General features: G+C 35.2%; 11 protein-coding genes and 2 tRNA genes. 2 read left to right on the top strand and 11 right to left on the bottom strand.

The features are described from left to right. Positions 1-115: 115 nt before the first annotated feature. From LY28_RS11535 to LY28_RS11525, 3 genes are all read right to left on the bottom strand, one after another. Positions 116-757 carry a hypothetical protein gene (locus LY28_RS11535; RefSeq protein WP_110462346.1) on the bottom strand — a complete coding sequence of 214 codons (642 nt, stop codon included), beginning with the start codon at positions 755-757 and terminating at the stop codon, positions 116-118. Between the two features lie 151 nt (positions 758-908). Then, positions 909-984: transfer RNA gene (locus tag LY28_RS11530), tRNA-Thr, on the bottom strand. A 216-nt stretch (positions 985-1,200) separates the two neighbouring features. Continuing rightward, positions 1,201-1,276: transfer RNA gene (locus tag LY28_RS11525), tRNA-Val, on the bottom strand. A 284-nt stretch (positions 1,277-1,560) separates the two neighbouring features. Between LY28_RS11525 and deoD the strand changes: the two genes are divergently transcribed. Both deoD and LY28_RS11515 read left to right on the top strand, forming a co-directional pair. Beyond that, positions 1,561-2,277 carry a purine-nucleoside phosphorylase gene (gene deoD, locus LY28_RS11520; RefSeq protein WP_110462345.1) on the top strand — a complete coding sequence of 239 codons (717 nt, stop codon included), beginning with the start codon at positions 1,561-1,563 and terminating at the stop codon, positions 2,275-2,277. A gap of 488 nt (positions 2,278-2,765) precedes the next feature. Further along, positions 2,766-5,273 (top strand): LTA synthase family protein, encoded by a 2,508-nt coding sequence (locus tag LY28_RS11515; protein ID WP_110462344.1) that lies wholly within the window; start codon positions 2,766-2,768, stop codon positions 5,271-5,273. Between the two features lie 74 nt (positions 5,274-5,347). Here the strand turns inward: LY28_RS11515 and rlmH are convergent, their stop codons facing one another. The 8 genes from rlmH to LY28_RS11475 all read right to left on the bottom strand — a co-directional run bounded on the left by rlmH (position 5,348) and on the right by LY28_RS11475 (position 13,805). After that, positions 5,348-5,827 carry a 23S rRNA (pseudouridine(1915)-N(3))-methyltransferase RlmH gene (rlmH, locus tag LY28_RS11510; RefSeq protein ID WP_110462343.1) on the bottom strand — a complete coding sequence of 160 codons (480 nt, stop codon included), beginning with the start codon at positions 5,825-5,827 and terminating at the stop codon, positions 5,348-5,350. Between the two features lie 130 nt (positions 5,828-5,957). Then, entirely contained in the window at positions 5,958-6,749 is a 792-nt protein-coding gene (locus tag LY28_RS11505; RefSeq protein WP_110462342.1) for an MBL fold metallo-hydrolase, read from the bottom strand. Positions 6,750-6,832: 83 nt separating this feature from the next. Then, complete coding sequence (locus LY28_RS11500) at positions 6,833-8,098, bottom strand: UDP-N-acetylglucosamine 1-carboxyvinyltransferase (RefSeq protein ID WP_110462341.1); 1,266 nt, start codon at positions 8,096-8,098, stop codon at positions 6,833-6,835. 125 nt (positions 8,099-8,223) lie between these two features. After that, a complete protein-coding gene (yycI, locus tag LY28_RS11495; RefSeq protein ID WP_110462340.1) occupies positions 8,224-9,057 on the bottom strand; it encodes a two-component system regulatory protein YycI in 834 nt (277 codons plus the stop codon). A 22-nt stretch (positions 9,058-9,079) separates the two neighbouring features. Beyond that, entirely contained in the window at positions 9,080-10,573 is a 1,494-nt protein-coding gene (locus LY28_RS11490) for a hypothetical protein (RefSeq protein ID WP_110462339.1), read from the bottom strand. Next, positions 10,573-11,019 carry a hypothetical protein gene (locus LY28_RS11485; RefSeq protein WP_110462338.1) on the bottom strand — a complete coding sequence of 149 codons (447 nt, stop codon included), beginning with the start codon at positions 11,017-11,019 and terminating at the stop codon, positions 10,573-10,575. The genes LY28_RS11490 and LY28_RS11485 overlap by 1 nt, the downstream gene beginning before the upstream one ends. A 135-nt stretch (positions 11,020-11,154) precedes the next feature. Next, positions 11,155-13,032 (bottom strand): ATP-binding protein, encoded by a 1,878-nt coding sequence (locus tag LY28_RS11480; protein WP_110462337.1) that lies wholly within the window; start codon positions 13,030-13,032, stop codon positions 11,155-11,157. A gap of 77 nt (positions 13,033-13,109) precedes the next feature. Further along, positions 13,110-13,805, bottom strand: a complete 696-nt coding sequence (locus tag LY28_RS11475; RefSeq protein WP_110462336.1) for a response regulator — start codon at positions 13,803-13,805, stop codon at positions 13,110-13,112. Between the last annotated feature and the right edge of the window lie 117 nt (positions 13,806-13,922).

The following is a 13,922-nucleotide window of genomic DNA, read 5'->3' as shown; positions in this document are numbered from 1 at the left end:
TATATCAAAAGAGTAAATACATGTCAATCTAAGTGTTATATTTCAATTTCCAATAAAATTGTTTCCTTAATTTTATTTCTTTATTCATGCTTACATCCATAGTTTTAACTTTAAATCAGACTTTTGACTGGCAATTAATTTTTGTCTTCCTATCTGCCAATATTATCCTGACCCTCTGAATTGTTTTCTTTAAATCACTATTTGATGCTGCAGGTATAAATTTATTTCCTGAACATTGATGGCATTTAAGGTAGATTCCCTTTCTCAGCAGAAACACACCAATGTCATTGCAGCCGCATTGGCAGCGAAGACCGTCTTGTTCTGCAATATCATGTATTTTGTTTAAGGTTTCTATCATAACCTGTGTGTTTATAAAATAATTTTCATACCCAAGCCCATCAATAATTATATCCAATTCCTTTTCAAAATTATCAACATGCTCCCTCACTGCTGAATCCCTGCCAATAAAGCATTGTTTGATATTCGTTATGGGACAGGTATATGTCATAATATCTTTGCCGGTAATATCTTCTCTGTTTATTGTAAGCTCATGCTCTTCACCGCAGCCTATACATGGTACAATAATCTTATAGGTATTCCTGCCTGCTTCAAATATCTCCAGCTTTGTACCTTCACATCTGCATTTTGGTATAATACTTTTATGCCGGTGGAACTTAAAAAGATTGATATTAGTAAAATCAAACGTTCCACAACAGAAACATTTATATGCTATTGTAAAGTCCATATCAATTAGCATTCTCTCACCTCATCAATACTGTATTATTCGCTGTTAAAACTAAAATTCCTTCTCGATTAATATTATGTAAATTAAAGATAACCCATATTAATATTATTAACATATATCCTTATAGATATAAAAAACCCTTTGAAAATATATTCAAAGGGTTTGGAGCTGGCGGACGGAATCGAACCCCCGACCTGCTGATTACAAGTCAGCTGCTCTACCTGCTGAGCTACACCAGCATACTTAAATTTTTCTCAGGTCTGCTAATCACTAAAGTCTACACATATTCACTACTAACGTTCCCTGCGTGAAAAAGTATAACAGAATACAATATTTGTGTCAACAGTTTTTTATAAATTATTAGTTTATTTTGCATTTTTTTAATTTTAAGTGCAGCTTATATAACCTTGCCAGTCCATATAAAAAAGCAATCAATTATATTGATTGCTTTTTTATGGTGGGAACTATAGGGCTCGAACCTATGACCCTCTGCTTGTAAGGCAGATGCTCTCCCAGCTGAGCTAAGCTCCCGAATTATTTGTTATTATAAGCTTTACCACTGCAATTGTCAATAGCTCCAATAAATATTTCTTAAGCTAGTAAAACCATCGGAATAACTATATCACCGCTTTACTAGCTTCATTTTATATACGAAAATTGAATTATTAGTGAAATTCTCTGTTCATTTATTTGAAATAATTGTATAATTTAATGTATAAATCGAATCTTACATGACGGATGTGCCATTTCAGCCATCCCATAACAGATTAAAAATATATCTATTAATATTACTATAAAAATCAGGAGGCAAAAAAATGATTCCAACACCGCATATTAACGTAAGTGAACAGGATATAATCGCAGAAACAGTATTAATGCCCGGAGATCCTCTTCGTGCTAAATTTATAGCAGAAACCTATCTGGAAAGCCCTATTCAATTTAACACAATTCGCAACATGTTCGGTTATAGCGGAACCTATAAAGGTAAAAAGCTATCAGTAATGGGGTCCGGTATGGGAATGCCCTCAATTGGTATTTATTCCTATGAGCTGATTCACTTTTATGGAGTTAAAAACATTATTAGAATTGGTTCTTGCGGTGCACTTCAAAAAAACATAAAAATAAGAGATATAATAATAGGAATGTCCGCTTCTACCACCTCTAATTTTGCTTCACAATATAATCTTCCAGGAACCTATGCTCCCACCGCATCCTGGTCTCTCATGAAAAAAGCTGTTGCCATAGCTGACAGCAAGGGGATCGAAACAAAAGTGGGAAATGTTTTATCGGCAGATGTTTTTTATGATGAAGATACTGATTCATGGAGAAAATGGGCCAATATGGGAGTTCTTGCAATAGAAATGGAAGCAGCGGCATTATATATGAATGCTTCTCGTGCAGGCGTAAATGCCCTTGGAATTTTTACCGTTTCCGACTCATTTACTTCTCATGAGGTGACTACCGCAGAGGAACGCCAGAACTCATTTACAAGCATGATGGAAATAGCATTGGAATGTGCATTGGATGCTTGACAAGGCTACATAAATATAGTCTTGATTGAAGAGCTGCGGAGCTTTAATCTCTTCGCAGCTTTTTTTAGTTAAAGCCAGCTTGAAAAACATAACTTGTTTAAAAAAGCGGTTATCCTCAGAAATATCATCCGCAAAAAGGTTTTTTTACTTTTGTGTTACATTTATCAATTTGTCCCAATATTGCTTTAATATTTTTCCCCACTCTGATATAATCAACATTACTGAATTACTGAAAATATTACAGTTATTTTATAAAGATACAGTAAACAAAGTCAGTTGCTATGGGCTGGAAGCTTACTGCTTCAGGTTTAAGCCGTAAATTTCCGATGATATTTATTCCATCCTTAGTAGAATTAAGCCTTTAAGCTAATTTTAAACGCGGTTTGGGTTTAAATTTGTTTTGAATTTATGGGCTTTAGCCGATAGTAATTGACTTTTGGTAAAATATTATTTAAGGTTCAAATTTTTATTGGAAGCTGGTAAGGAAAATGAAAAATTTTAAAAGCAAAGTAGTCATTATTTTATTATTCATAGCCGTCGGAGTGTTAGACATACTTAAAAATGGAAATGGATTTTTGCAGCTTTTTCTGGCTGCCTTATCTTCAATAGTAGTATTCTATATACCCTTGCTAGAATTTAAGCTTAAAAAAATCCCGTATATAGTTCTTCTTTTTACAAATATAGCCGTATTTGCAGTGACATATGCAAGCTACAGAGTGTTATTGATTAATATGTTATTTTTGTCGTACTTGATTTGGTATAAAATTACTCCAAGGCTTTTACACTATAAATCCTTTTTACCTATAACCTTTTTAATATCCTTCATATCTGTATATACAGCATCATTTTTGAATTTTAGCGTACCGCTCTTTCTTTTCGTTTTTTATCCCATATATGTGTCGGGGTTTATTACTCATCTTCATAATATGGTAAAAACAAAAAAGGTATGGGGGTTTGTCATTTTCAATGCATTGCTATCAGGCTTTGCACTTGTGGTTATAATATATAAGATTTTAGAAAAATCTATACTCGGAAATATATTATTTCTTAATTTTGAAAAGTTAGGCACAGTCACAGCTGTGTATTTGCCATTTATAGCCCTTCTTTTTGCATGGTTTGCCGTATCTGTTAATTTATTGTTATATCTGCCTGTACAAAAATTTGTGAAAAGCAAAGCTTCCTTTGAATTAACAGCTTACACCAAACCGGTTTATAATTTTATTATGTTTCTTTCCGTTGTTTCATTGTCCACCTTTATCTGCGAGCTTTCTATACGGCAAAACCTTTTGTCCACATTACATGACATCTTGGAACCGAATTTGCTATTTAATATTTTATTGTTAGCCAGCATTTATCTGTTTTTGATATCATTAATCGGAAAAGGCATATCTAATATAATCATTGCTCTGCTTACAATTTTTTTGGCCATAGCAAATTATATTAAATTCACATATTTTGAGGAACCCTTTTATCCTTGGGATATTTACTTGATAAAGAATCTCATTGGGATATCAAAAAATTATTTAAATATTCCTATACTTATATCGGTATTAATTTCTCTTGCAGTTATTATCTTTATGGTAATCCGTTTCAGAAAAGCTGTCGGTAGATATTTGAAGCCTCGGATATCACTAATTTTCATACCCTTTGCAGCCATATTATTCCTTCTTAATGTCAACGTTTTAACTCACAGCTCCTTATCAACTCAAATAGGTATTCAAAAATCATGGTATATCGGCAGAAGTGAAATTTTAGCAAATGGTATGCTTGCTCAGAATTATTTCTATCTGGATGATTTGGATAAATATCTGCATCCCAAGCCTAAAGACTACAGTCAGGATAAAATACTCGCTGTTGACAAAAAATATGAAATGCCTGAAAGTCAGGCTGTCTCCACAGGAACATCAAAAACTGTTGAAAAGCCAAATGTTGTTGTTATTATGAGCGAAAGCTATTGGGACTTAACTAAATTAAGCGGTATAAAATTCAGTAAAGATATTGCCGAAAATGTTCACAAATATCAGAAGGGAGAGCTGGCACCTCCTGCAATTGGCGGCGGTACAGCCAACACTGAATTTGAAGCACTTACCGGGATGTCAATGTATTTTATGAGCCCTGGAATAATTACCTACAACGCTTATTTAAGGACAGAAACCCCCAGTATAGCTACTGTTTTTAAAAACAACGGCTACAGCACCACCGCTATTCATCCTAACTCCGGATGGTTTTATAACAGAGATAAGGTCTATCCTTATTTTGGCTTTGACAAATTTATCGATGTTACCGGCTTCAATATGACAACTGAAACAAAGGGTCCTCATATTTCTGATGATGCCTTGGTAAATAAAATTTTAAATGTTCTGGATTCATCTGAGGAACCCTCCTTTATATTTGCCGTATCAATGGAAAATCATGATCCCTTTAATGACAAGTACAGTGATGGCGAATTCGATGTTAGTATTGAATCAGATCAGCTGGATGAATCTCAAAAAGAAATTGTAAAAGGCTATGCTCAAGGTATTTACGATGCGGATCAATCACTCGGAAAGCTTATTGATGCATTAGGAAAAAGTGATAAGCCTACTCTGCTTTATTTCTTTGGAGATCATGCTCCAAGACTGGGTACACTCGATGACTACTATAAGATTTATGATAAGCTGGCTGTGGAAAATAAATCCGAGACCGAACAAAAGCTTGGAGAGCTCAAATACTATACTACCCCTCTTGTGACATGGTCCAATTATACAGAAACTCGCTCTTTTTCTAAAATAATTTCTCCGTCTCACATTAGCTATGAGGTTTTAAAGGATGCAGGCGTAAAATATCCAAACTACTTTAATATTCTTACTCAGTTAGAGGCAGAATACCCTGTTATGCATCTTAAAGGTACTGATCTGGTTAATCCTGATGATGAATTAATACAAGACTATCAGTTGATTCAGTATGATCTTTTGTTCGGGAAAAAATATCTGAAGGATATTAAAGCAACAAATTAGAGGGATTCAAAACATGCACCGAATAATAATATTAAAGGCTGTATTTATGCATGTTTATTACCGTTAAGCAGGCCTTACTTATGGTATGTCTCATTTTTCATAATTTTAAAAGCGCGATATACCTGCTCAAGCAGTATGAGCCTTACCATTTGATGTGGAAAGGTCATTTTTGACAGGCAAATTCTATAGTCTGCCAGGTTAATAAGGCTCTGAGCAAGGCCTAATGACCCTCCTATTATAAATGTTATATGCGAATTCCCTGAAAGCATTATGTTTTCAAGCTTAGCCGAAAATTTCTGAGAATTCACCTGTTCACCGGCCAAATCCAGTAATATAATAAACGAGCCTTCCTTAATTTTTTTCAGCAACCGTTCCGACTCCTTCTGCTTTATCTGAATTTCCTGTGCAGCACTCAGCGATTCCGGTGCAGGCTCATCCTCTACTTCTATTTGTTCAATTTCAGCAAAACGAGAAAGTCTCTTAGCATATTCGGAGATTCCGTCTTTCAAATATCGCTCCTTTAGCTTTCCAACTGCAGCAATAGTTATTTTCATAGTATACCCCTATTCCAAGCTTAATTTACAAACTTTGCCCTTTTAAGATATTAAAATAGGGAATCAATATATAATTTGATTCCCTTATAAACTAAATGTGTTTGAAATAATACCAAACCTATATGTATGTCTATAATATATTTATGCTTCCCACTCTGTCACGCAAAGCAACTTCAACAAATACATCGCTTCCGACAGCAATTTTTTTCTCATTAAGGGCGTTTAGTGTTGTCTGATACGCTAATTCGGGGAAGTTGTTTTCATTGCTTAAATGCCCTAAAATAAACCTTCTCCCGCCTCTCTCAGCCAAACGTGCAATTACCTCCGCACAGCTTTCATTTGATAAATGTCCATTGTCGCCCATTATTCTCTTTTTTAAATGCCAGGGATAGGGCCCCACTTTCAGCATTTCTACGTCATGGTTTGACTCAATCAGCAGCAAATCATTTCCTTCAATATGTGCAAGTATCTCATCGTTCATATGTCCGATATCTGTGGCAGTAGTTATCCTTTTGCCTTGTGCAAAAAAACTGTAGCCTACCGGTTCAGCAGCATCATGAGGAATAGAAAATGGCTTTATGCATATGTCCCCTATTTCAAATTCATTTTCTGTGCAAAATGCAACTCTGTTCTCAAGTCTAACAGGTCCAAGACCTTTCTCCATAGCACACCAAGTAGACTCATTCGCATATATTGGAATATCCTGCTTTCTAGATAATATTCCCGCACCTCTTACATGATCTATATGCTCATGGGAAATTAATATTGCATTCAGTTCTGCCGGATTTTCTCCTATGGAACAAAGAGCTTCAAGTATTCTTTTTCCGCTCAATCCAGCATCTATCAGAAGTTTGGTTTTGTCTGTACCTATAAATAACGCATTACCACTACTCCCGCTAAACAAACTGCAAAATTTAACCATTTAACACAAACCTCATTTTAATAGTTGCCCCTATCAAGCTTTTTATATATTCAGACCTGATTTTCAAATCAAGTTCAAATAAGTTAATCATCCTTCAAAACCCTGCTAATATCTGCTCCAAGCATATTCAACTTGTTAACAAAATTCTCATAACCTCTGTCTATATATTTTATATTACTGACTTCAGTACGTCCTTTTGCAACCAGCCCTGCCATAACCATAGCAGCACCTGCCCTAAGATCCGTAGCCTTAACCGGTGCACCTGACAAAATATTTGCCCCGTCGATAACAGCTATTCTTCCCTCAACCTTTATTTTTGCACCCATCCTTTTCAATTCATCCGCATATTGAAATCTTGAGTCCCATACTCCTTCGGTAATCGTGCTTACACCCTCTGCCATATTAAGCAGCACAGTTATCTGTGGCTGAAGATCCGTTGGAAATCCCGGATAAGGCAAGGTCATTATATTAACATTTTTAACCTCATTTTTGCCGATTACCCTAATAAAATCTTCATCCTCAATCACATTAACACCCATCTCAATCAGCTTTGCAGTCAAGGATTCCATATGCTTAGGAATAATGTTTTTAACTACAACATCTCCTCCGGTTGCCGCAGCAGCTATCATAAATGTTCCTGCTTCAATCATATCAGGAATAATCGAATGTGTACCACCGCCATTTAAATGGTCAACACCCTTTATCTTAATTACATCAGTCCCCGCACCTCTGATATTTGCCCCCATTGCATTCAAAAAATTTGCCACATCAACCACATGGGGCTCTTTAGCTGAATTTTCAATTATAGTCTGCCCTTTTGCTTTTACAGCTGCAAGCATCAGATTAATTGTGGCACCAACACTTACCACATCTAAATATATTTGAGCACCTCTGATTTCTGACGCATTAATTTTAACAATGCCATGCTCTATTTCAACAACTGCCCCCATTGCCTCAAAGCCTTTAATGTGTTGGTCAATAGGTCTAAAGCCAAAATCACACCCGCCCGGCAATGAAACTTCTGCTCTTCCAAACCTTGCGATAAGTGCTCCCAACAAATAATATGAAGCTCTCATGCTTTTAACAAGCTCATATGGGGCTTTCCAGCAATCCACTTCACGTGTGTCACAAATAACGGTGTTATCATCTTCCTTTGTTATTTTGGCACCTAATTTGCCCAGTATATCTAATAATACTCTGACATCCTTAATATCTGGAACATTTTCTATTTTGCTGATACCATTTACAACAAGAGCTGCCGGTAAAACAGCCACCGCAGCATTTTTTGCTCCACTAATGTTAACTTCTCCGTTCAAGGAACATGGACCATTAATAACAAACCTCTCCAACCTCTTCCACACCAACCTTCAGACATCTTTTATGCGAAACATTATGCATTAGTCAACATTATATCATTTAGTTTAAAATTATTCTACTACAAATATAATTATTATAAAATTAAAAAGCTTTTATTTTACTCCATCAATGTACCATTTCTTGCATTAAAATAGTATTCCTCACCTTTATATGTCTTTATTCTCCACGCCAACCCCTCATAAGAGGTCTTAGTTTTCTTATCGTTCTTAGTATAACCTTTAAATCCGATATCAACCTGAGTTATACTTATTCCAGGATATTTAGTCATTTCAGTAATTAAAATCTCGTATGCCGGGATAACAAAAATATCTTTTTTTATCATTACACTGGTAGGTTTCTTATAGTGGTATTTAATACTTCTTATGCTTGAATCACTGATATCAACAATAATATAATTGTCAAATACGGCATAGTCCTTATATTGGCCTTTGTAAACCATACTGACTTCATTTTCATTTTCAACATCAGGGTAATAGCCATCTTGTTTGAACTCATCAAAAGGAAGCCCTATCTTATCAAATGTATCCTTTAAAAATTTATCAACACCACTTTTTATATCCCCGTTAATTTTAATGTTATGTTCAGTATCAAAATATTCAAAACCCTCTTCCTCATATATCGCAAGGCTCTTGGAATCTTTTTTATATAGATTGCCGGCTTCCTTTGCATAATTATCTCCAAGTAATTCATCCGCTATTTTCCCTTCGCTAAGAGCTTGCTCCTCATACTTAAGGGTATAGTCATTTCCTGTATACTTGGGTATCGGGCATTCAATATGTATATCATTTTGTCCTAAAATCTTCTGGGTGTTACTGATTGTCTGCTGGGGAATTTCATCCATTTTCATCTCATTATAAATGGTGACAGCCAAAACTATGTTCAATATTAAAAACCCTGATATTAAAATTGTCTTTGCATTCTTCCAATCCATAGGCTATCACCCGCTAAAAAGTTTATTTGTTAGCTTCCATCAATATATCGTACACTCCATCCTTCGTAAACAGGACAAAGCTCGGAGTAATAATATTTTCCTGCATTTGAGGATACTTAAGCACATAATATATTCCGAAGTCCTTTGCAGAAAATTCATTTTTCAGTTCAGAATATTTGTCATACATTTTACTGTACATATCTACGAAGCTCCATTCATAGTTCTCTATATTATTATCAACATAAAACTTTAAAGCTAGCCATTTAAAGCTGATAACTTTTTTTGAGGAAGCTTCTATGGAAATACCGTTGCTTAATAACTGGTTATCACTATTCGGAATTTTATAATCCTTAAGCAAAATCGGGACTTCTCCGTTTTCTTCTCCCAAGGAAATGCTATAGTCAAAGTTAAAAATATATGAACCCTGTTTTATATCTATGGAACTCAAATATACAGTTATGTTGGACATTATATCATTCTGGCTTCTGCTTTCTAAAAGGTAGGATAACGCCTTTTTATATGCTTCCAAAACATTTAATTCCTCGATATTCGTCTGATTTCCCGTATACTTGTACTCAAGAATTGAGTTCTTGTATAGTCTATATACACCATCCGCTTTCTTAAATACCACTGAGCCATTTACATCCACATCGAAATCATAATCAATTCTTGCATTTCCAAAAAGGTCCAATGCCATATCATAGAAATCATCATATGAGTATTCCTCTTTATCCAACCCGCTGATAGGCTCACATATAAAATCAGGATAGCTGTCTTGCCGCTTGCCGGAAAAAACACTCAATAAATCCTTAGATATTTCAAATTTCCTGTACTTTTCAATGGCCATTTGATAGCTTTTAGAATTAATATCTGATTTCTGCTTTGTATAAATTTCATTAAACACACTATAACTTAAGATGTCATTCTTAGCACTATTTATACTATATATGTATATATTTTTATCATCTCTGACATATAGAGTATCTGCATAGCTGTTATCAGAGTCATCAGGACATATCACAAGCTTATATATGCCAGACAGGCCTTCACCTTCTGAGTCCTCCATATTTAATGTCCATTTAATTATATCGATAGGAATTTGCGTTTTAAACTCAAAAGTATACGGCTTATTTGCCACCAAGGTACCCCAGTCATCTTCATTAAAAGGCTGTATTTTCTGAGGCTTTGTTTCCAGTGCCTGATCAATATACTGCCTGGCACCGTTCCAAAGCGTTGTATATTCTTTTGAACCATTTGGGATAACATAATGCTCACCATCAAATCCTGTAGAAATCGCTATGCGGTACGGCAGCAAATACTCCCCCTTCGTATCATCGATCGATACAGGAGAAGAGTTTTTTGAATTTGAATTAGAAAATAAAGAAATAGGAGAACTGTAGGATTGATTACTCCACAGAATTCCTATTTGTACAATACAAAGAATTATTAAACAAACTAAAAGAATAGCTTTAACTTTTTCATAGTAAAACTTGATATTTTTTGATTTACTATTCATTATTTTTTCTCATCGCCTGTGAACCAATTTAATGCTTTCTCAAGCCAATTTTCCTTCTTTTTCTCTTCAACAAGCGTAATTGTATAGTTCTCGATTTGAGGATCATTTTTCGTTGCAGTTGTATAAGCTTTAATTCTTATTTCGTTCTTACCCTTATATTTAAGCTCAATATCCTTGCCGAAAATTTTACCGACCTTGAAACAATATTTACCCTCTGTTGTCAGTAAAGGCTTATACTGATCGGCCTCTTTGTCCTTGTAATAAAACTCTATGTACGCTTCATCCTCTATAGTAACTCCACATATAGAAAAAACTTCTTTAGTAACAATCTCGTTCCCATCAGGCCTTGAAATATCGACTACATTTGAAGACGCCAGAGTCGGAACCATAAATAACGGTAACATAACTGCAATAATTATAATAAAAGTTATAAATTTAAATTTCATGATACTCACCTCAATCTCAGACATCCTGATTCTTTGTTTCCAAGACTTAACAGCTTTAAATCTTGCCTCTAACTCCCTACCTATAGTATAATATATATTCTATTACAATTCCATTACACCGTATTTAAAATAAATTTACAAGTTTAGCGGGAGCCTTACCGTTACTTCTGTTCCTTTTCCGACCTCACTGGCAATGGTTATAGTGCCTCCTTGCGCCTCAACGATCTCCTTGGCTATTGAAAGGCCCAGACCTGTGCCTCCAAGGTCTCTGGATCTGGCCTTATCTACTCTGTAAAATCTGTCAAATACCAGCTGCAAGGATTCCTTAGGTATGCCGATGCCGGTGTCGGCAACCTTTATATAAATGTCGTTAATGAGTTTCCCCACGTACACTGTAATTATACCATCGTCAGGAGTATATTTAAGAGCATTGCTGATAATATTGACAACTACCTGCTCAAGTCTGTCCTTGTCTGCATTTATACTTGGTATATCCCCAATTACATAGCTTTCCAGCTTTTGCTTCTTCTGAACAGCCTGAAGCTGCATTCTGCCTACGATATCCTTCACCATATCATTAATAGCGACTTTCTCTATTTTCCAGCTCATTTGCTGATTATCTAATCTTGATAACTGCAATAAGTCCTTAACTAATCTTGTCATCCTATCAGCCTCGGCATTTATTACATTTAAAAAGTGCTCTGTTGTTTCATGATCCTCAACAGCTCCGTCCAAAAGCGTCTCCGTATAGCTTTTTATAGATGTTATAGGTGTTCTTAATTCATGAGAAACATTAGCCACAAATTCACGCCTCATACAGTCAAGCTTCTGCTGCTCAGTTACATCATGCAGTACAACAATAACTCCCTCAGGCTTTTTATTAGTATCTGTAAAAACTGCAAAGTATACCTTAACATACATATCGTTTATAATAGTATCCGATTCCCTGACCGTTGATTCTTCAAAATAAACTATATTTTCAAGCTTAATATCCAAGCCTACATCCTCGGCAAATTCTCCAAAAGACTTGCCCTCTATATCTTCTCCCAATAATTTGCTCGCCGCAGGATTTACATGGATAGCAATGCCCTTAAGATTATATGCCAGTACACCGTCAGCCATATAATTTAAAATTGTAGTAACCTTATTCTTCTCACTTGATATCTCAGAAAGAGTATTTTTCAGCTCCTTTGCCATATAGTTAAAGGTTTTTGTAAGATTGCCTATCTCATCCTCCGATTTAACTGTCAGCTGTTGATCAAAATCACCTTCTGCTACTTTTTCAGCCTTATGCATAACACTTATTATCGGAGAAGTAATAGTCTTAGACAGCAAATATCCCAGAATCAGCGACAAAAGGACAGCCACAAGGGCACAATAGAAAATAAGTGTATTAAATTTTGCCAGAATTCCTTCCCATGCATCTTTTTGGTAGGTAAAATAGAACACAACATTTCCCTGCTGTCCTTTCGGAAAAAGTATATATTCAAAATACTGGTTTTCTGCATTTACTTTAATAAGCTCCTTATTCTGACCCAACTGTCCGGATTGATTCAACTCTCCATCAGCCCATATGGTTGATAGAATTACAGATTTTACTAAAAGCTGATTTCCATATTCCTCCGGATAATTAGGATATGTCTTTTCATCGGATGAATACAGTATAGCTTTGGAAAATGCAATATTCCTTTTGGATGTATTAATAATAGTTATATTAAGGTACTTGGGATTTACACCGAAAAATCTGTCATCACTGTTGCCGCTGAAGTAATCTAAAAGAATATCATTTGTTAACCGTTCTTTATTTGAATCTGTGATACCTCTGTATTCCTTCCAGTTTTCATAGCCCTTATCAATGTTCTCGGTAAAATTCTGAAAATATATTGTTTGAAGCCCGGAATTTATGCCTATATATACCACGCAAACCAAAATTATACACATTGAGATAAAAATGTATACTAACTTCCACTGCAAACTCCGCAGCAATTTTAATAAATTCTTCCAAAACTTCATTTTATCTCCTCTTAATTTTCACATACGCAAAAAGCTCTATGCTTAGCAAAATGTAAGCATAGAACTGTCTGACTATGTTAAACATTAAAATAATATCCTACTCCGCGCTTTGTAATAATATATTGAGGATTTGCAGGATCAACCTCCAGCTTCTCTCGAACTCTTCTCACAGTAACATCTACAGTTCTGACATCTCCATAATACTCATAGCCCCATACCTTCTCAAGAAGTGTCTCCCTTGAAAAAATAGTTCCTTTCTGCGAAGCTAAAAACTTAACCAGCTCAAATTCACGAAGTGTCAGCTCAATAACCGTCTCGCCTCTTCTTACCTCATACCGGTCAATGTCTATAGACAAATCTCCGTATTTTGTTACATGCGGTCTATCTTCACCACTAATCTGTTCTCCTGATGCAGTCCTCCTGAGATTTGCTTTAACGCGAGCCATAAGTTCCCTTGGACTGAAAGGCTTTGTTATATAATCATCTGCACCCAGCTCAAGTCCAAGCACCTTGTCTACCTCCTCTTCCTTTGCCGTAAGCATCAGAATCGGAGTCGAAATTGTTTGCCTGAGCTTTCTGCATACAGTAAAACCATCTATTTTGGGTAACATTATATCTAGCAAAATAAGATCCGGGCTTTGTGACAATGCTAAGTTAATGGCTTCTTCTCCATCATAAGCTTCAATGGTATCATATCCCTCTTTTTTTAAATTGAACTTTAAAATGTCGGCAATATTTTTTTCATCATCCACAATTAATATCTTTTTATTCAATATAGCACCCCTAACAATAAAATTTGAAACCAAGGCAATAATACATAATTTTACAATACATTAGCATTATATCATAACCGGCAATAATAAAAAATTAATATTTTGTAACTAAAATGT

This window comes from Ruminiclostridium sufflavum DSM 19573 (genome assembly GCF_003208175.1).
In the GTDB taxonomy this organism is placed as follows: Bacteria; Bacillota; Clostridia; order Acetivibrionales; family DSM-1351; genus Ruminiclostridium; species Ruminiclostridium sufflavum.
This window is presented reverse-complemented; position numbering and strand designations above follow the sequence as displayed.